A 24,374-nucleotide genomic window follows, 5' to 3' on the forward strand; every position below is an offset into this window, starting at 1 on the left:
GTCTGGGCAGGATTTCAGCAAGGGACCTGCCCGCTTTGCCAGCCACCCCCGAGGACTTATTCGCCTGTTTCGACCGCCTGGATATCGCGGTGACCACCCACCACCATCCGCCGGCCTATACCGTCGCGCAAGGCAATGCCGTCTGGGCCGACATTCCCGGCATTCACTGCAAAAATCTATTCCTGAAGGATGGGAAGGGCAAATTGTGGCTGGTGGTCGCCCCGGCCCATGTCCGTATCGACCTCAAGCGCCTGCCCGCTCGTATTGGCGCCGCCCGGCTGTCCTTTGCCTCGGCGGAAATGCTGGCCGAGGTGTTGGGGGTGGAGCCGGGTTCGGTGACGCCCTTCGCCCTGATCAACGATGGCGAAAAGCGGGTTACTCCGGTTCTGGATGCCTGGATGATGGCGCAGCCGCTTTTGAATTATCACCCCTTGCGTAACCATATGACGACAACCATCACCGCCGACGGCTTTCGTCGGTTCTTGGCCCATACGGGCCATGTGGCGGATGTGGTGGCCGTGCAGGAGCAGGTATGAAGCCGGCGGATGAACAGATGATTTCAGGGCCGGCGGGGCCAGAGCGGATCGGGGATCTGCGCAAGGAACTGGCCGCGCGCGGCTTGACCGGCTTCATCGTGCCGCGCGCCGACGAACATCAGGGCGAATATGTCCCGGCATCGGCCCAGCGTCTGGCTTGGCTGACCGGCTTCACCGGCTCTGCCGGCATGGCGGTGGTGCTGCATGGCCGCGCCGCCATTTTCATCGACGGCCGCTATACGCTGCAAGTGACGCAAGAAGTCGATGCGGCGCGTTTCGAAATTCGCCACATGGTCGAGCAGCCGGTACAGCGCTGGCTGGGCCAGGCCCTGACCGCCGGCGACCGCTTGGGCTTTGATCCTTGGCTGCACACCGCCGAACAGGCCGAAACCTTGCGCCAGGTCTGTGAACGGGCGGGGGCCGAACTGGTGGCGTGCGCCGACAATCCGCTGGATGCGGTGTGGCATGACCGGCCGCCGCCGCCGTGCCGGCCGGTTGTCGCCCATCCCTTGCGTTTCGCCGGGCGGAGCGCGACGGAAAAACGGCTGGCCCTGTCCGACAGTTTGCAGGCTGATCATCTGGATGGCGCGGTGCTCACCGATCCGGCGTCGATCGCCTGGCTGCTCAATATTCGCGGCGACGACGTCGCCTATGTCCCGCTGCCCCTGTCGTTCGCCATCCTTCATGGCGATGGCGGCGTCGAGCTGTTCATGGACCCGGCCAAGATCAATCCGGCCTTGGTCGATCATCTGGGGGACGGGGTGCGCCTGTTTCCGCCGGCCCACTTCACCACCCGGCTGGCGGCGTTGCGCGGGCGGATCCGGGTGGATAAAAGCACGGCGCCGATGGCGGTGGTCCAGGTTCTGCGGGATAAGGACATCACCGTCGACATGGCTGGCGATCCCTGCGCGCTGCCGAAAGCGTGCAAGAATCCGGTGGAATTGGCCGGCGCCCGTGCCGCGCATGTGCGCGACGCTGTCGCCATGATTCGCTTTCTCGCATGGCTGGAGGCCGAGGACGACGTGGACGAAGCCGCTGCCGCCGAGCGCTTGTACCAGTTCCGGGCCGAGGGCGAGCATTTTCGCGGCCTGTCCTTTCCCACCATCGCCGGGGCGGGGCCGAACGGCGCCATCGTGCATTACCGTTCTTCGCCGGCGACCAACCGCAAGCTGCTGCCCGGCCAGTTATTCCTGCTGGATTCCGGCGCGCAATATCTGGACGGCACCACCGATGTCACCCGGACCATGGCCGTCGGCGGCGCCGGCGCCGAGGAATGCGAGCGCTTCACCCTGGTGCTGAAAGGCCATATCGCCATCGCCACCGCCCTGTTCCCCCAAGGCACCACCGGCAGCCAGCTTGATATGTTGGCGCGGCGGGCGTTGTGGGCGCGGGGGCTGGATTACGACCATGGCACCGGCCACGGCGTCGGCTCGTATCTGTCGGTGCATGAAGGCCCGCAACGCATTTCCAAGGTCGGCGCCGGGGCGGTGCCGCTGCGGGTCGGCATGGTGGTGTCGAACGAGCCCGGCTATTACAAGGCCGGGGCTTACGGCATTCGCATCGAGGCCCTGGTGGCGGTGGAGGAACGACCGCTTCCGGCCGGCGGCGAACGGCCGTTACTGGGCTTCGAGACCCTGACCCTGGTGCCCATTGATCGCCGGCTGATCGTGGTGGATCTGCTGGATGCGGGGGAACGGGCTTGGATCGATTGCTATCACGGCCGGATCCGCGACGAAATCGGCCCCTTGGTGGACGACGACACCCGGACTTGGCTGTGCCGGGCGACGGCGTCGCTTTAAAGCCATCTTGCTTGCGCGGGCGCCAAGGTGTAGGTGAAGCGTATGGCTTCACCTCCGCTTCTGTCGCTGCGCGACGTCCGCCTGACCTTTGGCGGCACCCCCCTGTTCGAAGGGGTCACCACCTGGGTTGGCAAAGGCGACAAGACCGTTCTGGTCGGTCGCAACGGCTCGGGCAAATCCACTTTGCTGAAAGTCTTCGCCGGCGAAATCACCGCTGATTCCGGCGAACGTTTCGTGCAGCCCGGTGCCCGCATCAGCTATTTGCACCAAGACCCGCTGATCGAGGCGGCGACCTTGGCCGATTTCATCGCCGAGGGATTGCCCGAGGATGAGCGCGATCAGACCTGGCGCGTCGATGCGTTGATGGAGGCGTTGGGGGTCGATGGCACGCGCTCGCCCGCCAATCTGTCCGGGGGCGAAGGCCGCCGCGCCGCTTTGGCCCGTGCCCTGGTCGGCGAGCCTGACGCCTTGCTGCTGGACGAACCGACCAACCATCTGGATCTGCCAACCATTTTGTGGCTGGAGGAATGGCTGAAATCCTATCAGGGCGCCCTGGTGATGATCAGCCATGACCGCCGCTTTCTTGAAGGCGTGTCCAAGCAAACCCTGTGGCTGGAGCGCGGCGTGGTGCGCCGGGCTGAATTCGGCTTTGCCGGCTTCGCCGCCTGGCAGGAAGAAACCTATGCGGCGGAAGAAGCCGAACTGGACCGCATGAACAACAATCTGCGCCAGGAACTGCATTGGCTGTCGCGCGGCGTCACCGCCCGGCGCAAGCGCAACATGGGCCGCTTGCGGGCGTTGCAGGGGCTGCGCAAGGAGCGTTCGGTCCGGTTGTCGTCAAAGATGGACAATGACCGCCGGGTGGCGATGGAAGCCGATGCCGGCGAGGTTTCCGGCCGCTTGGTCATCGAAGCCACCGCCGTGGTGAAAAAATTCGATGGCAAGGTGGTCGCCGACGGTTTTTCCACCCGCATCATGCGCGGCGACCGTGTCGGCCTGATCGGCCCCAACGGCGCCGGCAAGACCACGCTGTTGCGCATGCTGACCGGCGACCTGGATCCCGATGGCGGCGAGGTCAAGCTGGGCACCAATCTGGAACCGGCTTATTTCGATCAGCGCCGCGATCGCTTGAATCCCGATATCAGCGTCTGGGACACCCTGACCGATGGGCGCGGCGACAATGTCTGGGTGCGCGGCACGCCGCGCCATGTGGTTGGCTATATGCGCGACTTCCTGTTTTCCGACAATCAGGCCCGCACCCCGGTGCGGGCGTTGTCCGGCGGCGAGCGGAACCGTCTGCTGCTGGCCAAGCTGTTGGCCAAATCCTCGAACCTGCTGATTTTGGACGAACCGACCAACGATCTGGACATGGATACCCTGGATTTGCTGGAAGAAATGTTGGCCGATTATCAGGGCACGCTGTTGGTGGTCAGCCATGACCGCGATTTCCTGGACCGGCTGGTGACCAGCATCATCGCCGTCGAAGGCGATGGCGACATCAAGGAATATGTCGGCGGCTATTCCGATTATCTGGCCCAACGCCCCCAGGTCAAGGCCGCGCCGGAAGCCAAGGCGGCGGTCAAGGCCGAGGCGGCGGCCAAGGCGAAATCCCCCGGCAAGCTGTCATACAAGAACCAGCGCGAACTGGACGAATTGCCGGCCAAGCTGGAGAAGCTGCACGCCGAGATCGCCCGGCTTGAAAGCGATCTGGCGGATGCCAATCTGTATGCGCGTGACCCGGCCCGGTTCGACAAACTGGTGCAACGGGGCGATGCCGCCCGGGCTGAACTGGAACGGGCGGAAGAACGCTGGCTGGAGTTGGAAACCTTGCGCGAAGAATTGGCCGGATAATCCCCATGCCGCTCAAGGATTGGCTGTTGGCCCTGAGCGTGGTCACCTTGTGGGGGCTGAATTTCATCGCCGTCAAGGTGACGGTGCAGACCATTCCGCCGTTTTTGCTGACCGCCTTGCGCTTTGCCCTGGTCGCCGGGGTGCTGGCGCCGCTGTTTCACCCCCAGCACCATCAATGGAAAGGCATTATCGGCATCGCCGCCGTGCTGGGGGTCGGCCATTTCGGCCTGATGTTCGTCGGCGTCTCGGGCATGGATGCGGCCAGCGCCGCCATCATTACCCAATTGGGGGTGCCGTTCTCGGCGCTTTTGGCCTGGATCGCCTTTGGTGAGCCGTTGGGGCTGGGGCGCGGCATCGGCTTGGTGCTGGCCTTTGCCGGCGTCGCCCTGCTGGCCGGCGAGCCTGGCGTGTCCTCATTGGCGCCGGTGCTGATTTTGGTGGCGGCGATGATCGCCTGGGCCGTCAGCAACGTCCAGGTCAAACGCCTGGGCGCGGTCAACCCGCTGGCCTTGAATGGCTGGATGGCGGTCTTTGCCGCTCCCATGCTGTTGGCCTTGTCGCTGGCCACCGAAACGGGTCATGCCGATATTCCCGCCCGCATGATGGCCGATTGGAAGCCGTGGGCTGGCCTTTTGTACACGGTGATCGGTTCGTCCCTGATCGCCTATTCCCTGTGGTATGGTTTGTTGGGCCGTCACGCCATGAACCGGCTGGTGCCGGTCACCTTGTTGGGGCCGGTGGTCGCCGTTGCCGGCGGGGTGCTGGTGCTGGGGGAGACGCTGACCTGGCAAAAGCTGGTGGGCGGGGCCATCACCATCATCGGCGTCGCGGTCATCCAATTCTTGGGCGGCAACCCGCAGCCGCCGGCCGAACCGGAACCCGGATCATGATACGTCTGACCGATCACCCGTCGCCAAATCACGAAGACCGCCGCGACACCGCCATCGACATGCTGGTGTTGCATTACACCGGCATGCAAAGCGCCCCGGCGGCGTTGCAGCGGCTGTGCGATCCGGCGGCCAAGGTCTCGGCTCATTATCTGATCGACGAGGATGGCGGCGTCTTTCAGCTGGTCCACGAAGCGCGCCGCGCTTGGCATGCCGGCCAATCATCCTGGCGCGGTCATACCGACGTGAATTCCCGCTCCATTGGCATCGAGTTGGTCAATCCGGGGCATGAATTCGGCTATCGCGCTTTTCCCGAGGCCCAGATCGACGCCTTGATCGCCCTGACACAATTGATCTTGGCCCGTCATTCCATTCCCGCCCGCAATGTCGTCGGCCATTCCGATATCGCGCCGGCGCGCAAAACCGATCCGGGCGAGCTGTTCCCCTGGGCGCGGCTGAAATCCTATGGCATCGGTCTATGGCCGTTTTCCGGTGAGGAAAAAGTGGAATGGCTGCCCCAGGAAACCCTGCGCCGGCTGGCCGAATACGGCTATGACATCGGTGACCCGGTGGCGGCGATGACCGCCTTTCAGCGCCATTTCCGTCCCCAACTGGTCAATGGCGGCAACGATCCGGAAACCGCCGGCCGGGTTGAACGCTTGCTGGGCGCTTTGCGTCCGGGGGCCGGTCCGGTGGTTTCCTTCGAAGGCTCTTAAGCCTTCAATGCCGCCGCGTGATGGCGCAAATGGTCGTCGATGAAGCTGGCGATGAAATAATAGCTGTGGTCATAGCCCGGCTGCATTCTCAGCGTCAGCGGATAATCGGCGACACCGGCGGCGGCTTGTAAAAGCGCGGGGCGCAATTGCGTGTGCAAAAACGAATCGGAATCGCCTTGGTCGATCAGCAGCGGCAAGCGTTCGCGGGCGGTGGCGATCAAATTGGTCGCATCCCATTGCCGCCAGGCGACGCGGTCGTCGCCCAAATAACGGGAAAACGCTTTTTCCCCCCATGGACAGGTGGAAGGATTGACGATGGGGGCGAAGGCCGACACCGAGGCATAGCGGCCGGGGTGGCGCAGGGCGCAGACCAGGGCGCCATGACCGCCCATGGAATGGCCGGAAGTGGCCCGCTTGGCGCTTACCGGAAAATGCGCCTCGATCACATCGGGCAGTTCGTGCACGACGTAATCATGCATGCGGTAATGGCGCCGCCACGGCTCTTGGGTGGCGTTCACATAAAAACCGGCGCCCAGGCCGAAATCCCAGGCTCCATCGGGATCGCCGGGCACGCCTTCACCGCGCGGGCTGGTGTCGGGGGCGACGATGGCCATGCCCAGTTCCGCCGCCAGCCGCAGCGCCCCGGCCTTTTGCATGAAATTCTCGTCGGTGCAGGTCAGTCCCGACAGCCAATAGAGCACTGGCACCGGCGCCGCCGCCGATGCCCCCGGCGGCAGGTAGACGGCGAAGACCATGTCGCACTCAAGTACAGCGCTGCGATGACGCCAGCGCTGGTGGCTGCCGCCAAAGACGGTGTTGAGCGCGATCCGTTCCATGTCCCCTCCAAGCTCAGCGGTCATAAAGAATGACCGAGCGGATGCTTTTGCCTTCATGCATCAGGTCGAAGGCTTGATTGATGTCGTTCAGCCCCATGGTGTGGGTGATGAAGGTATCCAGCTCGAACTCGCCGGCCATGTAGCGTTCGACGATGCCGGGCAATTCCGAACGGCCCTTGACGCCGCCGAAGGCCGAGCCGCGCCACACCCGACCGGTAACCAGTTGGAACGGCCGGGTGCTGATTTCCTGGCCCGCCCCGGCAACGCCGATGATCACCGATTCGCCCCAGCCCTTGTGACAGCATTCCAGGGCCGAGCGCATGACGTTGACGTTGCCGATGCATTCGAACGAGTAATCGACGCCGCCATCGGTCATCTCCACCAGCACTTCTTGGATCGGCCGGTCGTAATCTTTCGGATTGATGACGTCGGTGGCGCCCAATTGCTTGGCGATCTCGAATTTCGACGGGTTGACGTCGATGCCGATGATCCGGCCGGCCTTGGCCATCACCGAACCGATGATCGCCGACAGGCCGATGCCGCCCAGGCCGAAGATGGCCACGGTGGCCCCCGGTTCGACCTTGGCCGTCTTCAGCACCGCGCCCATGCCGGTGGTGACGCCGCAGCCGAGCAGACAAACTTTCTCCAGCGGCGCCGCCTTGCTGATCTTGGCCAGGGCGATTTCCGGCAGCACGGTGTATTCGGAAAAGGTCGAGGTGCCCATGTAATGGAACACGTCGCGGCCACGGGCGGAAAAGCGGGTGGTGCCGTCGGGCATCAGCCCCTTGCCCTGGGTGGCGCGGATCGCTTGGCACAGATTGGTCTTGCCCGACAGGCAGAACTTGCACTGACCGCATTCCGGCGTATAGAGCGGGATGACGTGGTCGCCCACCGCCACCGAGGTGACGCCGGCGCCGATTTCCTCGACGACGCCGCCGCCTTCATGGCCCAAGATCGCCGGGAAGATGCCTTCCGGGTCCTCGCCCGACAAGGTGAAGGCGTCGGTATGGCAGACGCCGGTGGCGACGATGCGCACCAGCACCTCGCCCGCTTTCGGCGGCGCCACCTGGACTTCTTCGATTTCCAGCGGGCGATTGACTTCCCAGGCGATGGCGGCGCGCGACGTGATCATGGTTCTCTCCAAGGACGGCATATTCCAGCCGCCAGACTAACAGCCGGCGGAAATTGACAATCAAGCGTTTTGGCACAAGATTATTGCATATTTGGGATAATAGGGCGGCAGAGATGAATCGTTGGGATGGGATCGACGAATTTGTCGCCGTCGCCGAAACCGGCAGCTTTTCGCAAGCGGCCAAGCGGTTGCGGGTGTCGTCGTCACAGGTCAGCCGGCAGGTGGCGGCGCTGGAGGACCGCCTGCACACGCCATTGTTTTACCGTACCACCCGCTCCGTCGCCCTGACCGAGACCGGCCGCACCCTGCTGGGCCAGTGCCAAAGCCTGATCGCGGGCCGCGACGCCGCCCTGGCCTCGGTCAATGTGGCGGATGAGGAGCCGTGGGGCTTGCTGCGCATGACCTGCTCGGTCGCCTATGGCGAAATGTTCGTAATGCCCCTGGTCACCGACTTTCTGCAACGCCATCCCGGCTTGCGGGTCGAGGTCGACCTGACCAACGCCACCCTTGATCTGGTGCAAGGCGGTTACGATCTGGCGGTGCGGCTGGGGCGCTTAAGTGATTCCAGCCTGATCGCCACCCGGTTGGCCCCGCGCGTCATGTATCTGTGCGCCGCCCCCGATTATCTGGCGCGCCATGGCCGTCCGACACAACTGGCCGCATTGGCCGAGCATCAATGCCTGATCGGCACCAGCGATACCTGGATATTGGATGATGGCGGCCGCGAATGGCCGTTCAAGCCGCGCGGCCGCTGGCGCTGCAACAGCGGTTCCAGCGTCCTGCACGCGGCGTTGCGCGGCCTCGGCATCTGCCAATTACCCGATTATTACGTGCAGGAACATCTGCGCGCCGGCCGATTGGAATCCGTGCTGGATGCCCACCGGCCCCCGCATACCGGCGTCTGGGCGGTCTACCCGGAACGGCGTCATCTGTCGGCCAAGGTGCGGCGGATGATCGCCTTGCTTAAGGAAGGGCTGGCGGCACGGCCGGAATATGGCGGTGGCTCAGCTTCCCTTGGCCGCCTTGATGAAGGCGGCGATCTTGGCGGCGTCCTTGATTCCGGGGGCGCTTTCGACCCCTGACGACACATCCACCGCCGGAGCGCCGCTGATGCGGATAGCTTCGGCGACGTTGGCCGGGGTCAGGCCGCCAGCCAGCATCCACGGCAGCGGCGCCTTGTAGCCGGCCAGGATGGTCCAATCGAAGCTGGCGGCATTGCCGCCGGGCAGGACGGCGCCCTGGGGCGGCTTGGCGTCAAACAGCAGATGGTCGGCGACGTCGAAGAACGGTTCGGCCTGGGCCAGATCGGCGGCGCTTTCCACCGCGATCACCTTCATCACCGGCACGGCGAATTCGCGGCGGATGGCGTCAAGGCGTTCCGGCGTTTCCGAACCGTGGAATTGCAGCAGATCCAGCCGCACATGACCCAGGACTTCATCCAGGAAGGCGTCTTGGGCATCGACGAACAGGCCGACCAGACCGATTCCTTCGATGAATTGGGTCAGTTCGGCGGCGCGTTCGGGGGTGACGAAGCGCGGGCTTTTGGCGAAGAACACCAAGCCCAGATAATCGGCGCCGGCCTCGATGGCGGCGTCCATGGCCTCTTCGTCGGTCAGGCCGCAGATTTTGACGTCGACGCTCACCCGTTCAACTCCTCAAGGATGCGCTTGGCGGCGTCGGCCGGATAGCTGGCGGCGGTGATCGGACGGCCGATGACCAAGATATCGGCACCGCGTTCCATGGCCTCTTTGGGCGTCATCACCCGCTTTTGGTCGCCGGCCTCGGCCCAGGCGGGGCGGATGCCCGGCACCACCAAGGCCATGGCCGGTCCGACCATGGAGCGGACGGTCTCGACCTCGTGCGGGGAACAGACCAAGCCATCGACGCCGGACGCCTGGGTCAGCACCGCCAGCCGCTTGACCTGTTCCAGCACGCTGCCGGAAAAGCCCACGGATTCCATGGCCGATTGATCCATGCTGGTCAGGATCGACACCGCCAGCACCTTGACGCGGGGGCGATCGACCTTGGCCGCGGCATCCTTGGCCGCGTCCACCGCCGCCTTCATCATGGCGAAGCCGCCAGAGGCGTGAATGGTGGTGTAGCGGGCCGCCAAGGGGGCGATGCCGCGCATGGCCCCGGCCACCGTGTTGGGGATGTCGTGGAATTTCAGATCGAGAAACACCGGCATGCCCAGCGCGGTGATCGCCTCGATGCCGGCGGGGCCGTTGGCGGTAAAGAATTCCAGCCCCAGCTTGACCCCGCCGACCAAGCCCTTGAGCTTGGCGACCAGATCAGCGGCCTGATTGACATTGGTGGTGTCAAGGGCGACGTAAACGGGATTGGGCATAAGGCCCCCTTGAAGAAGATGTTATCAGGCGGCGCGATCGTCGGTGACGGCGGCGACAGACATTTGGGCGGATTGGGCCGCCTGTAACTGACGTTCCAGCGAATCGGCGCGGCGACGTTGTTCGCGGGCGCGGCGGCGTGCCCCATGACCGGACAGCCACATGGCGACGGCGCCGATGACGATGCCCTTGATCAAGGCGCCGAGCACCGCCAAATAGACCGGCAGGTCCATGGCCCAGGGCAGCGGCCACAATTCCAGGCGGACTTCATGCCGATTGGCGATGGCGAAGATCACGATCAGCAGAGCGATGGGGGTGGCCAGCAGCCAGCCGAGCCAACGCATGCGCCTTACTCGTCGCCGGCGTTCAACCGCTCGCGCAGTTGCTTGCCGGTCTTGAAGAAGGGCACCACCTTGCCATCCACCGCCACTTGCTCGCCGGTCCGCGGATTGCGGCCTTGGCGGGCGTCGCGGCTTTTCACCGAAAAAGCGCCGAAACCGCGCAATTCCACCCGGTCGCCACGGGCCAGGGCGCCGGCGATCTCGTCGAAAATCGTGGTGACGATGCGTTCCACGTCACGCTGATACAAATGCGGGTTCTTTTCCGCCAGGCGGGCGATCAGCTCCGACTTGGTCATGGCGTGGTTTCCACTTCAGGTCTGTTGTCGGTCGCAGCCTGCCCAAGCCCCGCCCCCGAGTCAACTACATGGTGCTCGGCGGGGCCTGGCAAGGTGAAGAAGAAGGTGGTTCCCAGGCCTTCCCCCTCGGAGGAAAGCCAGATGCGGCCGCCATGGCGCTCGACGATCTTGCGGCAGACGGCAAGGCCGATGCCGGTGCCTTCATAGGCTTGAGCCGAATGCAGGCGCTGGAAGATCATGAACACCCGGTCGGCCTGATCGGCGGGAATGCCGATGCCGTTATCGCTGACGAAGAAGACGCCGGCGGGGTCGCAGCCGATGCGGATATGGGGCGGGCGGTTGGGGTCGCGGTATTTCAGCGCGTTGCCCACCACGTTTTGCAACAAACGCTCCAGTTGGCTGCGATCCCCCCGGACCTGGGGCAGGGGGGCGCGCTCGATGGTCGCCGCCGCTTCGGCGATGGGGCCGGTCAGCAAAGCCAGGGCGGCGTTCAAGGCTTCGTCCATAAGGACGGTGTCGTTGTGCAGCGGCCGATGGCTGACGCGGGAATAATCCAGCAGATCACCGACCAGGGACTGCATCCGCTTGGCCCCATCGGTGAGGAAGTTCAGATAATCGCGGACGTCTTGTTCGACATCCGGCCCAAGCCGGCGTTCCAGCAAGGTGGCGAAACTGGAAATCTGCCGCAAGGGTTGCTTGAGATCGTGGCTGGCCACATAGGCGAATTGTTCGAGGTCCTGGTTTGAACGCTTCAATTCATCAAGCAGGCTGGCCAGCTTTTCCTCGGCCAGCTTGCGGTCGGTGATGTTGAGCTTGATTCCCAGATAATTGGTGATCCGGCCTTCGAGATTGCGGATGGGCTGAATGGATGCCTGTTCCCAATAAAGCGTCCCGTCCTTGCGGCGGTTGACGAATTCCCCCCGCCATTGCTCGCCCCTGTCCAGGGTCGACCACAAACTCTGATAGGTTTCCTCGGCCGTCAGCCCGGATTTCAACAGCGACGGCATCTGGCCGATGACTTCATCGGGGTGATAGCCGGTGGCTTGCAGGAAGCTTGGATTGACGTATTGGATGCGGCGCTCCAGATCGGTGATGACCACCGAAACCGGACTTTGTTCCACCGCGCGGGTCAGCATGTGCATGCGGTGGGCGTTTTCCATGGCGGCGGTGATGTCCGACCCGGTGCCGCGATAGCCGAGGAAATGGCCATCGTCATCGAAGCGCGGCACGCCGCTTTCCTTGACCCAGCATGGCCGGCCGCCATCATCTTCCATCCAGTACTTAAAGTCGCGGAACGAGCGATGGGCGGAGAGGTCTTCCAGGTGGTGTTGCCAGGTTTCGGCATCGACCTCCATCTTCGACGTCCCCAGGTCCCAGCGCCGCCGGCCCAACAAGGTGTCGGGCGAGCGCTTGGTGATGGTGGTGAAGGTGTCGGACAAAAAGACGTAGCGTTCGTCCTTGTCGGTTTCCCAGAACCAATCAGAATTGATCTCGGAATATTCCCGGAACCGGGTCTCGCGTTCGGCCAGGTCGCCATAGAAGCTTTGCAGGCGGTCGGCCATGGTGTTGAAAGCCCGCGCCGTTTCCGCCAATTCGTCCGTGCCGCTGGCATCGATGCGATGGGCCATGTCGCCGTGGGCCAGTCGAATGCTGGCATCGCGCAAACGCCCCAACTGGCGGGTCAGATAAAGCCCCAGCATCAGCGAGAACAGGGCGACCAGCACCATTTCCAAGGCGGAAATGCCAAAGGCCCAGCGCCGCAGATGGGCGCTGGCGGCGGTCACCCCGTCGATGGCGATGCCGAATTGCACCCGGCCATAAGGCACGCCGGCAGCCAGGATATCGGTCTCGCGGTCCAAGACGCCGTCGGTGGCGCTGGCCAGGCTTTCATCGGCGACAAAGCGGGTTTGGTCGGCGGGGAACTCGCCATATTGGGCCAGCACCCGGCCGTCTTTTTCGACGAAGCGGGCGTAGCGCAACTGGCCCGAGACGGTTGCTTCGCGGGCGATGCTGTCCAAGGTGGCGAAATCCCAGGACAACAGGGCGTCTCGCGATGCCGCCGCCAGCAATTTCCCGGTGGTTTCCGCCCGGTTCAGCAATTCCTGTTCGGTTGAGCGCTGCAAGATTCCCAAGGTGCTGAGCACCAAAATGGTCAGCAGCACCGCTTCGATGACGGCAACGCCGAGGACGGTTTTTGTCCGAAATTTCATGGCGCCGCCCCCTTCAACAGCGTCTCGACCGCATTTCCGCTCAACGAGCGGATCGGGTCATAGGTATGATCGTCGGCCAAGGCAACCCCCAACAAGGCCGCTCGGGCCAGCACCGCCTTGCCGGCATCATCGCCATCGAGGGAAAACAGCACCGCTTGCAGATGGGCCGCCCGCGCTTGACCAATGCGGGGCAGGACGAAGATCGGATAGGCGGGAAACGCTTCGGTGATCAGGACGACGCGCAGAAAGGCGCGGACATCCATGCCTTGACGGGTCAACGTCCGCACGGCGCCGCCTCCGGCATCGGCGATTCCGTCAAGCACGGCGCGATAAACCGATTCATCCGATGACAGGGTCATTTCCTGAACGTCGACGTCGCCGCGGAGCAGGCTGGCCCGATTGAGGACCGTCGCCCCCAGGGCGCTGGCGGCGGGAAAGGCCACTTTGCGCCCGTGCAGGTCCTGAATGCTCCGCACCGGCGAATCGCCGCGCACGACCAAGACGCCTTGTTCATCCTGACGTTGCCGGGCAATGGCGCGGGCGCCCAAGGCTTGGGCGGCGGCCACGTACAAGACCGGGCTGCCATAGATCACGTCATACTCGCCGGCCAGCACCCGGCGTTCGAATTCCTTGATGTCAGGGGCGGTACGAAAGGTCAGGGAGGCGCCAAAGCGCCGGCCGGCTTCTTCGAGCAAGGGGACCCAGCTTTCGGCCAACCGGCTGGCCGATTGTTGCGGGGTTATGCCGACCACCAGCCCTTCTTCGGCATGGACGCGGCCGGCCCACACAAGCGCCAGCATAAAGACCACCACCCCCTTGCGCATGCGGCCCAGAACCTCCCCCGATATGGCCGCCGAACGACCTTAATTTTAGCGGGGGTATGCTAACTTTTTCAACCGCCGCTGTCGAATCCCAAGGGCTGGATTTCCACGGTGAGATGGGAGATTTCCCCCAGATGGGAGAGCCGCGCCTTGTAGCTTTCAAGCGGTTGCGGCGCGGTCGAGGCGATGGCGACGATGGCGGCATGGTGGCCCGGCCCGATTTGCCAGACATGCAGATCGACAATCTGGTCGTGGGCGGTGACCAAGGCGGCGCGGATGGCGTCGGGTAAATCCTCGTCGTGGGGCAGCAAATCGACCAAAATGGCGCCGCTGTCTTTCATCAAGCCCCAAGACCAGCGCGCGATGACCACGGCGCCAACCAGCCCGATCATCGGATCAAGCCACGGCCAATCCCAGGCCCGGCCCAACAACAAGGCGGCGATGGCCAGGACGGAAGTCAAGGCGTCGGCGATGACGTGGATATAGGCGGCGCGCAAATTGTTGTCGTGGCCATGATGGTGGTGATGCTCATGGTGATCGTGGTCACCATGATGATGATGAGCGTGACCGTCCTTGAGCAGCCAGGCCGAGGCCAGATTGACCAAAAGCCCCAGCACCGCCACGGCAATGGCTTGCTCGTATTGGATGGGAATGGGGGCGACCAGCCGCGCGGCGCTTTCCCAGGCGATCTGTAGCGCGACCAAGGCCAGGACCACGGCGCTGGTGAAGGCGGCCAGATCGCCCAAACGGCCGGTGCCAAAGCTATAGCGCCGATCATGGGCGTGACGGCGGGCAAAGAAATAGGCCAGCGCGGTTATCAGCAAGGCGGCGGCATGGGTGGACATATGCCAGCCATCGGCGACCAGGGCCATGGACCCGAACACGGTGCCGGCGCCGATTTCAAGCCCCATGGTCAGGGTGGTCAGAAGGATCACCGCCCAGGTGCGGCGCTCGTTGCGCTGTTGGTCGGGGCCCAGAAAGACGTGGGAATGTTCCAAGGATTGCAGCGATGCCATGGCCGGCCTCTCGTTTGGCGGAACTATTTCATATAGGTGCGCCGTTTGGCGGAACTATTTCATATAGGTGCGCAAGATTTGGATCAGTTCATCGGCGCCTTGCTGGCGCGCCTTTTGATCGGGGGCGTCAACCACATGATGGCCGACATGGCCCTCGACCAATTCAGCCATCAGGCCATTAACGGCGCCGCGGACCGACGCGACCAGTTGCAGCACGTCCAAGCAGCAATCGCCCTCACCCTCCAGCGCCCGCTCGATCGCTTCGACCTGTCCGCGGATGCGCCGGATCCGCGCCACCAGCTTGGGTTTGTCCTTGAATACGTGACTCATGCCTTGCCTCCGACGAAATAATATAGGGGGGTATCCTATAGAGTCCAGTTCGAAGAAGGCCTGGCGCACACGATTTTCTGGACAGCGGCCGGCAACCGCGCCAATAGTCGTGCCGATTATAGGGGTGAGGCGGGTTGTTCGATTTTCGTCCGGTCATTTTCGTCAACGGCATATTGCTGATCGTGCTGGCCGCCGCCATGGCGCTGCCGGCGGCGGTGGACTGGCTGTATGACGATTTGGATTGGCGCGTTTTCATGGTCGCCGGCCTTGTCACCTTGCTGGCCGGCCTGGGGATGGTCCTGGGAGCCCGGCCCGAGGGCCGGCTGGACCTGTCCACCCGCCAGGCTTTTTTGCTGACCACCCTGGCCTGGGTTTTCATGGCCGCCTTCGGCGCCTTGCCGTTCACTTTTTCCGCCTTGCACGTCAGCTATACCGACAGCTTCTTCGAGGCCATGTCGGGGCTGACCACCACCGGTTCCACCGTCTTGACCGGGCTGGACAGCATGGCCCATGGCATCTTGCTGTGGCGCGCCATCCTGCATTGGCTGGGCGGTATCGGCATCATCGTCATGGCGGTGGCCATCTTGCCGATTCTGCGCATCGGCGGCATGCAATTGTTCAAGATGGAAAGCTCGGACAAGACCGACAAGGTCAAGCCGCGCACCTCGCAGGTGGCCAGCGGGATCGTCATGGTCTATGTGGTGCTGACGGTGCTGTGCGGCGGTTGCTTGTGGCTGGCCGGCATGACCCCGTTCGAGGCGGTGTGTCATGCCATGGCGACATTGTCGACCGGTGGATTTTCCACCTCGGACGCTTCGGTCGGCAATTGGAGCAATCCGTGGATTCAGTGGATATTGACGCTGTTCATGGCCATTGGCGGCGCCACCTTCGTATTGTTCATCAGCCCGTGGCGGCGTGGCCGCTGGGCCATCCTGACCGATTCGCAGACCCGGTGGTATCTGCACTTTCTGGTCTTCTTCACCTTGCTTTTGACCCTATGGCAATGGGGGGTCAACGACTGGTCGCCCGGCGACGCCTTGCGCCATTCGGCCTTCAACGTCGTTTCCGTCGTCACCACCACCGGCTTCGCCTCGACCGATTATTCCTTGTGGGGCGGTTTGCCGCAGGTGATCTTCTTTTATCTGACCTTTATTGGCGGCTGTACCGGATCGACATCGGGCGGGGTCAAGATTTTCCGATGGGAAGTGCTGTTCGCCATGGCCGGGGTTCACCTGAAGCGTCTGTTGCATCCGCACGGCGTCTTCGTCATCGACTTCAACCGCCAGCGCATTTCCGATTCGGTGGTCGATTCGGTGTTGGGCTTTGTCGTCATGTATTTCCTGACCTTCGCCGTCTTCGCCCTGATCTTGACCATGACCGGCATGGATTTCGTCAGCGCCTTCACCGGTTCGGCCACCGCGCTCAGCAATGTCGGCCCCGGCCTGGGCGAGGTGATCGGCCCTGCCGGTAATTTCAAGCCGGTGCCGGATCTGGCCAAGTGGTTGCTGTCCTTTGAAATGATGCTGGGACGCCTGGAATTGTTCACCGTCTTGGTGCTGTTCTCGCGTTCGTTCTGGCGGGGGTGACGATGATCGATTTCCGCCCGGTCTTGCATGTCATCGGCTGGCTTTTGTGCCTGCTGGCAAGCGCCATGATGCTGCCGGCGGTGGCCGATATCATGGCGGGGAACGGCCAGTGGATGAACTTCATTGCCGCCGGCGGTATTACCGTGGTGGCGGGATTGGGGTTGGTCCTGGGCACCTGGAGCAATCAGAAAAAGCCGCTCAATATCCGCCAAGCCTATCTGGCGGCGGGGCTGGGATGGCTGGTGCCGTGCCTGTTCGCGGCCTTGCCCTTCGCCTTGGGCAATGGCGGGCTGTCCAGCGTCGATGCTTTTTTTGAAGCCACCAGCGGCATCACCACCACCGGCTCGACCGTACTGACCGGATTGGAAGGCATGCCGCCGGGTTTGCTGTTGTGGCGCGGCCTGCTGCAATGGCTGGGGGGAATCGGCATCATCGTCATGGCCCTGGCCGTCTTGCCGGTGCTCAATATCGGCGGCATGCAGATGTTTCGGGTGGAGGTGCTGTCGTCGCGCGATCGCGCCGCGCCGCGTGCCGCCCGTATCGGCTCGACCCTGATCAGCGTTTATGTCGGGCTGACGGCGCTGTTGGCGGCGGCGCTATGGGCGGCGGGCATGGGGCGATTTGACGCGGTGATCCACGCCATGAGCACCATCGCCACCGGCGGTTTCGGCAATTACGATTCGTCCATGGCCCATTTCGACAGCGCCACCATGGATCTGATTGTTTTCATCGGCATGATCTTGGGCGGCATGCCGTTTCTTTTGTTTTTCACGTTGTTGCAGGGCGATTGGCGCCGGGTCGTGCGCGATCAGCAATTGCGTTGGTATCTTGGCCTGATGGCCCTGGGGTCGCTGGCGGTGACCTTATGGCTGATCGACACCCAGGATTTCGGCCCATGGACGGCCTTGCGGCATGGGGCTTTCACCGTTGTCTCGGTGATGACCGGGACCGGGCTGGTGACCATGGATTACAGTTATTGGACCGGCATGCCGGTGGCGGTGCTGTTCTTTCTGACCTTTGTCGGCGGCTGTGCCGGCTCCACCGCCGCCGGGATCAAGGTGTTCCGCTTTCAGTTGCTGTTCGCCAATGCCGTGGTGCAAGTCCGTCAATTGCTGCGCCCGCATGCGGTGATGGTGCCCAGTTTCAACGCCAAACCGATACCCAAGGATGTTCTGACCTCGGTCATGGGTTTTATTTTCGTCTATGCCCTGGCCTTCGCCACCTTGTCGATGATGCTGGCCTTGCTGGGGCTGGATTTCGTCACCGCGCTCTCGGCCTCGGCCTCGGCCATTTCCAACGTCGGCCCCGGCCTGGGCGCGGTGATCGGCCCCGGCGGCAGCTTTGCCACCTTGCCGGATTTGGCGAAAATCCTGCTGGCTGGCGGCATGCTGTTCGGACGGCTGGAAATGTTCATCTTGCTGGTGGTGTTCGTTCCCAGTTTTTGGGAAGACTGATCACAGCACCAGATCGACGCGGGGCGTCGCCTTGGCGTCGTCATCAATGCGCGGACGACAGGTGAACAGCTGACCGGCATCGACGCCGGCTTGGTCGACCAGCCAGGATTTGACGGCGACGGCCCGCGCCTCGGCCAGACGGCGCAGGCGGTCGCGTTCAAATTCGGCCAGCTCGGCGCGATTCTTTTCCGCCATCATCGCCTTGAAACGGGTCAGCAGACTGGCGTCGCGGTGCAGGACCGGTCCATCGCTGGCGGTCACCGCGACACCGCAGAGATTGAGGCGGATGCCGTCGCGGGCGGTCAACAGGCCGGCAACCTTGCCAAGGGATTCGGTCTGGGGTTGGCTCAACTCGGCGCTGCCGGCGGCAAAGCTCAGGGATTGCAAGGCGAGCACCGGCTTTTCCGCTTCGTCGAGAACCATGCCGATCAGGCCGACGAACGGAAACGCCACTTTCAAGGTGGTGAAAACGGTGGATTTCAGCGCTCCGCCGATGGCTTGGTTGACGGCGTCGCTGGTATCGAAATTGGGATTGTCGAGATCGCCGCGCACGGGAATGGACAAGCTGATGCGGTCATTGCTGTCGCGCAGCAGATCCAGCACCGTCTCGATCGGCATGTCCGCCTGCTTGGCCAAGGGGGCATTGGGGTCGGGTTGGGCGATGGTCAGGCGCGACAAGGTCAGTCCAAGTTTGCCATCCAAGCGGCCGTCGCGAACGATCAGACCGATATCGGCGTCCAACTGGCCGGTATGCAGATTGACGCCCAAGGCGTCGGCGGCATAAGGCGACAGCGGCGGCAATTCCAGCGCCCGCACCAATCCCTTGACGTCAAGCCCCGGAATCGGTCGGAACGGCCGCATCATCCCTTGCGCCGACATTTCGGCGGCGCCGACAAGGGCGCGCAGCGAGAAGGGGCTGTCTTGATCGGGGCGGCCGCTATCAAGAGCTTCGATGGTGCCGGCCAGACCGCTGACGGACAGCCGCACCGGATCGGGGAGACTGCGGTCACGGAATTCGACCTGTCCGCCCTCGCTCAGGCGCAGCAGGCCCACGGCAAGGCGCGGCGTCGGGCCGTCGCCGCCGCCTGGGGGAAGGTCGCTCAGGCCCTGAATGCCATTGCCGTCGCGGCTGATGCGAATGACCGGCTGTTTCAGCGTCAGGGCGGCGGCGGCGATGTCGCCTTGCGCCGAGATCCGCGCCTTTTCCAGCGTGGCGGACCGAGCCTTGAGGCGCGGGGTATAGCGGCCGGGACGCGATAGCGCCGACAGGCCGGTCGCCTCGAATCGGGCAAGCGATGCCTGCGACGGGGTCAAAAGCAGATCGTGCAAAACGGCGTGGTCGGCGGCCAGCCAATCGCGGTCGCCTTGGCGAACGGAAAAGCCGTCCACCGTCACATTCAGCGTCCCGGAAAGCGGCGGCAACAGACCTTCCGGCCGATCATGGGCGAATTCACCCTGGGCCGAGGATTTGGCGGCGCTCAATTCCCAGCCGGCGGCGTTGATCCTTGTCGCCACCCCATCGGCCTGGCCCGTGGCCCGGAACAATTCCTTGGCCTTGGGGCTCAGGTTCAGATGGGTCGCGCCTTTCCAGGCCAATTGATCGTGATGGATGCGCAGATCATCCATGACCACGGCCCAATCGGTGGCGGAGAAAGCCCCGGTCCAGTCCAAAATCTCGGATTTGCCGTCCAAGCTGGCCCGTTCCAGGACGATCTGGGCGGTGGCTGTGCTGATCCGTGCCGTCCCTTGGGTATAGAGAAAATTCTGCATCGCCGCTGTTCCGGCGGCGGTCAGGCCGTCGGCTTGGCGCAGGTGACCTTGCCAGCTGATCGATTTGGCCCCAACCTTGCCGCCCTCCAGCGGAATGTTGGCATCGGCCAGTTCAATTCGTCCTTCGGCCGCAAGGGGCGCCCCGGCGGCGGCGGCCCCGGTCAGATGTAGCGCGCCACTGATTTTCCCGGTCCAATCGGGCAATCCGCCCCACTGGGCGAAGGGGGCGACGTCCAAGCCCTGAAGGGTCAGGTCGGCGGTGAAATCCAAGCTGTTGTGAAGCGGCCGGAAACTGCCGGACAGAGTGACCGGGGCGCCATTGAGTCGGCCTTGCAGCGACACCAAGGCGGGCGCTTGCGGGGTCCAGGATTGCAGGTCGCGCACTTCCAGCCGATCGACGGCGACGGTCAGCCGAAACGCCCCGTCTTGCAGATGAAGGATGGAATTGGTCAAGGTCAGGGCCGAGACGCCATATCCCCAATCGGAAACCGCAGCGGCATCGCCGTTTTCGCCGGGCAGGGCCAAGCCGTTGACCCGCCATCCATCCGGCTGCCGCTCAAGGGTGATTTCGGTCTTGTCCAGATGCAGATGTTCCAGCCACAAGCGCCGCGACAGCAGCGGTTTCCAGCGGAACGTCAGGTCGATGCCGTCGATGCCCAGGGCTTCGCCGACGGCGTTCATGGCCTGCATGCCGCGGACGGCGATGTCGCCTTTCCACAAGGAAAGCCGAGCCTGGGAAACGCTGGCTTGGCTCCAGCCCATGTCGACCAGACCGCGGACCAGTCCCCAGCGCAGGCCGAAATCAGGCAGATACAGCCCGACAGGAATGGCCAGCCCCAGCAGCACGGCCAAAGTAATCAGCAGACGCCGGATAAAAGTGAATTTGCGTGGCGATGGTGCAACGGGTTGGTTCATGCTGTTATGGAAACAGGCGGATCACGCCGGGTCAATGACTTCCGTGCAAACCTGATTGCGTCCACTATCCTTGGCGCGATAAAGCGCCTTGTCGGCCTTGGCCAAAATCAGCTCGACCGAGCAATCCCCCCCGTGGGGGGCGGCGGCGCCGATGCTGATGGTGAAGCTGGTCTGGCTGCCATCGGGCAAGGGCACGCGGGCGGCGGCCACCTGCGCCCGCAAACGCTCGGCTGTGACCAGGGCGCCGGCCATGCCGGTTTCCGGCAGCAAAACGGCGAATTCTTCCCCCCCTAGGCGGCCAACGACGTCGATATCGCGCAAGGCCTTGCGCAGGGTGTCAACCAGCAGGCACAAGGCTTGATCGCCAACGGCGTGACCGTGATGGTCATTGATGGATTTGAAGTGATCGACGTCCAGCATCAGCACGGTCAGCGGGTTGCCGTACCGATGGGCGCGTTCCAGCTCGGTTGCGGCGGTGGCCAGGAAGTGGCGGCGATTGAAAGCTCCGGTCAGCGGATCGACGGTGGCCAGACGGCGCAATTCCCGTTCCATCGCCTTGCGATCAGAAATGTCGGTCATCACGCCGATGATGCCGACGGGGCGTCCTTCTTCGTCCAGATAGGCGCTTTTCAGCACCATGGCGTCAACGCGGGCGCCGACAGGCGGCAGGATCGGGGCTTCGAAAGCCGCTTGTTCGCACGCCCCCGATAACAGCTCGGCGTCGGTCACCGTGTCTTCCAGCGGCAACAGGGTTTTGAGTTCGCCGTCGCCGAACAAGGCCCGGAAGGCCCGATTGCAGGTCTGAACCCGACCGAGGGCATCCTTGAACCAGACCGGGCTGGGGATGGTGTCGATCAGCGATTCGCTGAACCGGCGTGACGCTTCGGCCACCAGGGTCATTTCCTCGGCCCTATTGCGCTGCGCCGCCAACTCGCGGGTGCGGCTGGCGACGCGCATCTCCAGGGTTTCATTCGACCGCCGCAAGGCCGTGACCGCCCGGTTGTGACCGGTGATGTCACGGGCTTCGACCATCATTTCCGGCCCCATGCCGGTTGCCGGCAGCACCGTGGCGCGAACCAGCGCATCAAAGGCGGTGCCGTCACGGTGGAGCAGTCGCAACGGCACCGCCGCGCCTTCCTTGGCGATATCGTCAACCAGCGGGGCATAATCGGGGTGCAAGATGTCTTCGAGCCGCAAGCCGATAACCTGTTCGGCCTCGACCGCCCCCAGCAGGGCGATGCCAGCCTTGTTGACATAGCGGATCGAGCCGGCGACCACATGGCAGACCAGATTCATGGAATTATCCACCAGCAGGTGGAAACGGGTGTCGGTCTGTTGGGCGGCGCCGGCCAGCTTGCCCTCTTTGGACATGTCGCGGCCGGTCACCACGGTGGCGTCGGGGCCGATTTCGCGGGCGCGGTACACCTGCAATTCGATGTCGTGCAGCGCCCGATCCAAGCCGATGATGCGGGTGGGAACGCCGCGATCCTCGCTGGCCATGCCCGCCAGGAACAATTCCAGCACTTGGCCGTATTCGGGAATCAAGAATTCAGCCAATCTGCGGCCGATCAGTTCCTCGGTGGTTTTTGCTCCCAGCATGCGGGCGCCGGCACCATTGATTGCGGTGATGGCGCCAGCCCTGCACAAGCAGATGAGGTCACGGCTGACCTCGAGAATCTGCATCATCTCGCCGTTGAAGCGCGGACCGCGCCTGCGCCGTTCGATGGCGAGATCGATGATGTTAGTAATTGGATCCATCAACCCGGTCCCCGCTTCTCCCCAAGTAAACGGCTTAATCCTTTCAGCAAAATGCATCAACCTAAAAGCAACGAGGTAGAAGCGTTTTCATTGCCCCGATTCGGCGGTGACCCGATTGCGCCCCATTTGTTTGGCCTGATACATGGCGCGGTCGGCGCGGCTAAGAAGGTGGTCGAACAGGGTCTCGCCCTCCAGCCGGGTGGTCACGCCCAGGCTGATGGTGGTGCGCAATCCACCCTCGACCACCGGCAGATGGAGTGCGGCAACGGCGGTCCGCAACCGTTCGGCCAGCTGGGTTGCCCCCTCCAGACTGGTTTGGGGCAAAAACACGGCGAATTCCTCGCCGCCCATGCGGCCAAGGACATCGACCTCGCGCAATTGCTCGGCCATGGTCGCGGTCAGCGCCTTCAGCAATTCGTCGCCGATGGCGTGGCCCCAGGAATCGTTGACCGTCTTGAAGAAATCCACATCCAGCATGATCACCGATAACGGCAGGTCATAGCGATGGGCGCGCTCGATCTCTTGGTGCGCCAGGGCGGTGAAGTGACGGCGGTTTGCGATGCCGGTCAGCGGGTCCATGGTGGCGAGGCGGCGTAATTCCCGTTCCAGGTTCTTGCGTTCGGAGATGTCGATGGCCATGCCGATGATGCCATTGGGCACCACCCCATCGGCGGGCAAGGCCGCCTTGGTCACCAGCAGAGCGCGGTTGCGGCCGCTGCAATCGGGAATTTGGGTTTCGAATTCCTCGCGCCGGGATGATCCCTCAAGGACCCGGCAATCGCTCTCGAGTTCTTCCGGCGGCAGGTGGCGGCCCAGGACTTCCTCGGCCGAGTACCCGAGCCACGACTGCGTCTCGATGCCGAAAAATTCGCGAAAGGCACGATTATAAAGACGGTAATGGCCGGCCAGATCCTTGACCCACAGCGGATTGGGCAGCAATTCCACCAGACGCTCGGAAAACGCCTGGGCCTCGGCCAGGGCATGGGTGCGTTCCAGCACGCGGGCTTCAAGAGTGGCGTTCAACTTTTCGATGGTGTCGATGTCGATCCACGAGCGCAATGCCCCGACCAGGGCGGTAAACAGCTTTTGCGCCGTCAGTTCGGTCTTCGAGCGGTAATCGTTGATGTCATAAGACAGCATCACCTCGCGTTCCGGCGCTTCGCCCGGTTGGCCGGTGCGCAAGATGATGCGCAGGCGGGTGTTGCCCAGTTCCTGGCGCACCACCTGGGCCAAGGAGAGCCCGGCATGGTCGGTTTCCATGACCACGTCCAGCAGCATCACCGGGATATCGCTGCGGTTTTCCAAGATGGTCCGCGCCTCGGCGGCGGAATGGGCGGAAACGGGGATGAACCCGCGATCCTTGAAGCGGAAATCCCGCAAGAGAACCGCGGTCATGCCATGCACCTGAGGGTCGTCATCGACGACCAGGATCGGCCATGGCGGCAAGTCTCGATCGCCATCAACCGCTTTGGCGGCGCGTAAATTAAGACGCTTCTTGCCGGAATCGCCAGCGGGCGGAGAGCTATCTGAATTCATTGCAACTCTTTGATGGTATCTGTGATCTTGTCGACTTGGGATCATTCCATGCTGCACGGCACATAGCCATCGACAATTTGGCGTCTACTCACGTCGATTTGTGTCAAATGCCCAGGTTTCGCGGCGAGTGAGAGTTTCCCTCTGGGATAAAAGCGGCTACTATCTGGCGAGATCACTCCAGGCGCATGGAACCAGCCCCCTTGTTTCAGTCCCGCATACCCGGCGCGGGTCCGCGTTCA

21 protein-coding genes are annotated in these 24,374 nt (G+C 63.4%); 8 read left to right on the forward strand and 13 right to left on the reverse strand.

What is annotated here, in order from left to right:
• Nucleotides 1-35: 35 nt before the first annotated feature.
• From KEC16_RS08455 to KEC16_RS08475, 5 genes are read left to right on the forward strand one after another with little or no spacing between them, the layout of a single operon-like run.
• Nucleotides 36-536 (forward strand): prolyl-tRNA synthetase associated domain-containing protein, encoded by a 501-nt coding sequence (locus KEC16_RS08455; protein WP_346344054.1) that lies wholly within the window; start codon nucleotides 36-38, stop codon nucleotides 534-536.
• Nucleotides 533-2,335, forward strand: coding sequence for an aminopeptidase P family protein (locus KEC16_RS08460; RefSeq protein WP_249208988.1), 1,803 nt, complete (start codon nucleotides 533-535; stop codon nucleotides 2,333-2,335). Before KEC16_RS08455 ends, KEC16_RS08460 begins: the two co-directional genes overlap by 4 nt.
• 42 nt (nucleotides 2,336-2,377) lie before the next feature.
• A complete protein-coding gene (locus tag KEC16_RS08465; protein ID WP_211547812.1) occupies nucleotides 2,378-4,186 on the forward strand; it encodes an ABC-F family ATP-binding cassette domain-containing protein in 1,809 nt (602 codons plus the stop codon).
• 5 nt (nucleotides 4,187-4,191) lie between these two features.
• Nucleotides 4,192-5,076 carry a DMT family transporter gene (locus KEC16_RS08470; protein ID WP_211547814.1) on the forward strand — a complete coding sequence of 295 codons (885 nt, stop codon included), beginning with the start codon at nucleotides 4,192-4,194 and terminating at the stop codon, nucleotides 5,074-5,076.
• Complete coding sequence (locus KEC16_RS08475) at nucleotides 5,073-5,789, forward strand: N-acetylmuramoyl-L-alanine amidase (RefSeq protein WP_211547816.1); 717 nt, start codon at nucleotides 5,073-5,075, stop codon at nucleotides 5,787-5,789. The genes KEC16_RS08470 and KEC16_RS08475 overlap by 4 nt, the downstream gene beginning before the upstream one ends.
• On the opposite strand, the gene fghA is transcribed toward KEC16_RS08475, so the two are convergent.
• Nucleotides 5,786-6,625 (reverse strand): S-formylglutathione hydrolase, encoded by an 840-nt coding sequence (fghA, locus tag KEC16_RS08480; protein WP_211547818.1) that lies wholly within the window; start codon nucleotides 6,623-6,625, stop codon nucleotides 5,786-5,788. The two genes, KEC16_RS08475 and fghA, sit on opposite strands and share 4 nt — an antisense overlap.
• 13 nt (nucleotides 6,626-6,638) lie before the next feature.
• On the reverse strand, nucleotides 6,639-7,754 hold the full coding sequence (locus KEC16_RS08485; RefSeq protein ID WP_211548103.1) for an S-(hydroxymethyl)glutathione dehydrogenase/class III alcohol dehydrogenase: 1,116 nt from the start codon (nucleotides 7,752-7,754) through the stop codon (nucleotides 6,639-6,641).
• Nucleotides 7,755-7,870: 116 nt separating this feature from the next.
• Here KEC16_RS08485 and KEC16_RS08490 point away from each other — a divergent pair, with 116 nt between their 5' ends.
• A complete protein-coding gene (locus tag KEC16_RS08490) occupies nucleotides 7,871-8,839 on the forward strand; it encodes a LysR family transcriptional regulator (RefSeq protein WP_211547820.1) in 969 nt (322 codons plus the stop codon).
• Here the strand turns inward: KEC16_RS08490 and KEC16_RS08495 are convergent.
• The 8 genes from KEC16_RS08495 to KEC16_RS08530 all read right to left on the reverse strand — a co-directional run bounded on the left by KEC16_RS08495 (nucleotide 8,762) and on the right by KEC16_RS08530 (nucleotide 15,116).
• Nucleotides 8,762-9,355, reverse strand: a complete 594-nt coding sequence (locus KEC16_RS08495; RefSeq protein WP_249209001.1) for a phosphoribosylanthranilate isomerase — start codon at nucleotides 9,353-9,355, stop codon at nucleotides 8,762-8,764. The two genes, KEC16_RS08490 and KEC16_RS08495, sit on opposite strands and share 78 nt — an antisense overlap.
• A gap of 41 nt (nucleotides 9,356-9,396) precedes the next feature.
• Complete coding sequence (gene pyrF, locus KEC16_RS08500; RefSeq protein WP_211547824.1) at nucleotides 9,397-10,104, reverse strand: orotidine-5'-phosphate decarboxylase; 708 nt, start codon at nucleotides 10,102-10,104, stop codon at nucleotides 9,397-9,399.
• Between the two features lie 24 nt (nucleotides 10,105-10,128).
• Entirely contained in the window at nucleotides 10,129-10,446 is a 318-nt protein-coding gene (locus KEC16_RS08505; RefSeq protein WP_211547826.1) for a lipopolysaccharide assembly protein LapA domain-containing protein, read from the reverse strand.
• Between the two features lie 5 nt (nucleotides 10,447-10,451).
• Complete coding sequence (gene ihfB / locus KEC16_RS08510) at nucleotides 10,452-10,739, reverse strand: integration host factor subunit beta (protein ID WP_211547829.1); 288 nt, start codon at nucleotides 10,737-10,739, stop codon at nucleotides 10,452-10,454.
• Entirely contained in the window at nucleotides 10,736-12,949 is a 2,214-nt protein-coding gene (locus KEC16_RS08515) for a PAS domain-containing sensor histidine kinase (RefSeq protein ID WP_211547831.1), read from the reverse strand. The genes ihfB and KEC16_RS08515 overlap by 4 nt, the downstream gene beginning before the upstream one ends.
• Nucleotides 12,946-13,749 (reverse strand): phosphate/phosphite/phosphonate ABC transporter substrate-binding protein, encoded by an 804-nt coding sequence (locus tag KEC16_RS08520; RefSeq protein ID WP_211547833.1) that lies wholly within the window; start codon nucleotides 13,747-13,749, stop codon nucleotides 12,946-12,948. The genes KEC16_RS08515 and KEC16_RS08520 overlap by 4 nt, the downstream gene beginning before the upstream one ends.
• 92 nt (nucleotides 13,750-13,841) lie before the next feature.
• Nucleotides 13,842-14,786, reverse strand: a complete 945-nt coding sequence (gene dmeF, locus KEC16_RS08525) for a CDF family Co(II)/Ni(II) efflux transporter DmeF (RefSeq protein WP_211547835.1) — start codon at nucleotides 14,784-14,786, stop codon at nucleotides 13,842-13,844.
• Nucleotides 14,787-14,840: 54 nt separating this feature from the next.
• Entirely contained in the window at nucleotides 14,841-15,116 is a 276-nt protein-coding gene (locus tag KEC16_RS08530; protein WP_211547837.1) for a metal/formaldehyde-sensitive transcriptional repressor, read from the reverse strand.
• Nucleotides 15,117-15,250: 134 nt separating this feature from the next.
• Between KEC16_RS08530 and KEC16_RS08535 the strand changes: the two genes are divergently transcribed.
• Together KEC16_RS08535 and KEC16_RS08540 are read left to right on the forward strand one after the other, a co-directional pair.
• A complete protein-coding gene (locus tag KEC16_RS08535; RefSeq protein ID WP_211547839.1) occupies nucleotides 15,251-16,702 on the forward strand; it encodes a TrkH family potassium uptake protein in 1,452 nt (483 codons plus the stop codon).
• A 2-nt stretch (nucleotides 16,703-16,704) separates the two neighbouring features.
• On the forward strand, nucleotides 16,705-18,156 hold the full coding sequence (locus KEC16_RS08540; RefSeq protein WP_211547841.1) for a TrkH family potassium uptake protein: 1,452 nt from the start codon (nucleotides 16,705-16,707) through the stop codon (nucleotides 18,154-18,156).
• Here KEC16_RS08540 and KEC16_RS08545 read toward each other — a convergent pair whose 3' ends face one another.
• From KEC16_RS08545 to KEC16_RS08555, 3 genes are all read right to left on the reverse strand, one after another.
• Entirely contained in the window at nucleotides 18,157-20,841 is a 2,685-nt protein-coding gene (locus KEC16_RS08545) for a DUF748 domain-containing protein (protein WP_211547843.1), read from the reverse strand. It lies immediately after the preceding gene.
• Nucleotides 20,842-20,862: 21 nt separating this feature from the next.
• Nucleotides 20,863-22,599, reverse strand: coding sequence for a diguanylate cyclase (locus tag KEC16_RS08550; protein WP_211547845.1), 1,737 nt, complete (start codon nucleotides 22,597-22,599; stop codon nucleotides 20,863-20,865).
• An 87-nt stretch (nucleotides 22,600-22,686) separates the two neighbouring features.
• Nucleotides 22,687-24,135, reverse strand: coding sequence for a sensor domain-containing diguanylate cyclase (locus KEC16_RS08555; protein WP_211547847.1), 1,449 nt, complete (start codon nucleotides 24,133-24,135; stop codon nucleotides 22,687-22,689).
• Nucleotides 24,136-24,374: the final 239 nt, after the last annotated feature.

The organism is Magnetospirillum sulfuroxidans (assembly GCF_018224925.1).
In the GTDB taxonomy this organism is placed as follows: domain Bacteria; phylum Pseudomonadota; class Alphaproteobacteria; order Rhodospirillales; family Magnetospirillaceae; genus Magnetospirillum; species Magnetospirillum sulfuroxidans.

Excerpts from the sequence above, each read along its gene's own strand:
- KEC16_RS08495 (WP_249209001.1), bottom strand. The coding sequence starts at position 9,355 with ATGGACGCCGCCATCGAGGCCGGCGCCGATTATCTGGGCTTGGTGTTC.
- KEC16_RS08550 (WP_211547845.1), bottom strand. The coding sequence starts at position 22,599 with ATGGATCCAATTACTAACATCATCGATCTCGCCATCGAACGGCGCAGG.
- KEC16_RS08460 (WP_249208988.1), top strand. The coding sequence starts at position 533 with ATGAAGCCGGCGGATGAACAGATGATTTCAGGGCCGGCGGGGCCAGAG.
- dmeF (WP_211547835.1), bottom strand. The coding sequence starts at position 14,786 with ATGGCATCGCTGCAATCCTTGGAACATTCCCACGTCTTTCTGGGCCCC.
- KEC16_RS08490 (WP_211547820.1), top strand. The coding sequence starts at position 7,871 with ATGAATCGTTGGGATGGGATCGACGAATTTGTCGCCGTCGCCGAAACC.
- KEC16_RS08530 (WP_211547837.1), bottom strand. The coding sequence starts at position 15,116 with ATGAGTCACGTATTCAAGGACAAACCCAAGCTGGTGGCGCGGATCCGG.
- KEC16_RS08465 (WP_211547812.1), top strand. The coding sequence starts at position 2,378 with ATGGCTTCACCTCCGCTTCTGTCGCTGCGCGACGTCCGCCTGACCTTT.
- KEC16_RS08515 (WP_211547831.1), bottom strand. The coding sequence starts at position 12,949 with ATGAAATTTCGGACAAAAACCGTCCTCGGCGTTGCCGTCATCGAAGCG.
- KEC16_RS08470 (WP_211547814.1), top strand. The coding sequence starts at position 4,192 with ATGCCGCTCAAGGATTGGCTGTTGGCCCTGAGCGTGGTCACCTTGTGG.
- KEC16_RS08505 (WP_211547826.1), bottom strand. The coding sequence starts at position 10,446 with ATGCGTTGGCTCGGCTGGCTGCTGGCCACCCCCATCGCTCTGCTGATC.
- KEC16_RS08520 (WP_211547833.1), bottom strand. The coding sequence starts at position 13,749 with ATGCTGGCGCTTGTGTGGGCCGGCCGCGTCCATGCCGAAGAAGGGCTG.
- KEC16_RS08540 (WP_211547841.1), top strand. The coding sequence starts at position 16,705 with ATGATCGATTTCCGCCCGGTCTTGCATGTCATCGGCTGGCTTTTGTGC.
- KEC16_RS08545 (WP_211547843.1), bottom strand. The coding sequence starts at position 20,841 with ATGAACCAACCCGTTGCACCATCGCCACGCAAATTCACTTTTATCCGG.
- KEC16_RS08475 (WP_211547816.1), top strand. The coding sequence starts at position 5,073 with ATGATACGTCTGACCGATCACCCGTCGCCAAATCACGAAGACCGCCGC.
- fghA (WP_211547818.1), bottom strand. The coding sequence starts at position 6,625 with ATGGAACGGATCGCGCTCAACACCGTCTTTGGCGGCAGCCACCAGCGC.
- KEC16_RS08555 (WP_211547847.1), bottom strand. The coding sequence starts at position 24,135 with ATGAATTCAGATAGCTCTCCGCCCGCTGGCGATTCCGGCAAGAAGCGT.
- pyrF (WP_211547824.1), bottom strand. The coding sequence starts at position 10,104 with ATGCCCAATCCCGTTTACGTCGCCCTTGACACCACCAATGTCAATCAG.
- ihfB (WP_211547829.1), bottom strand. The coding sequence starts at position 10,739 with ATGACCAAGTCGGAGCTGATCGCCCGCCTGGCGGAAAAGAACCCGCAT.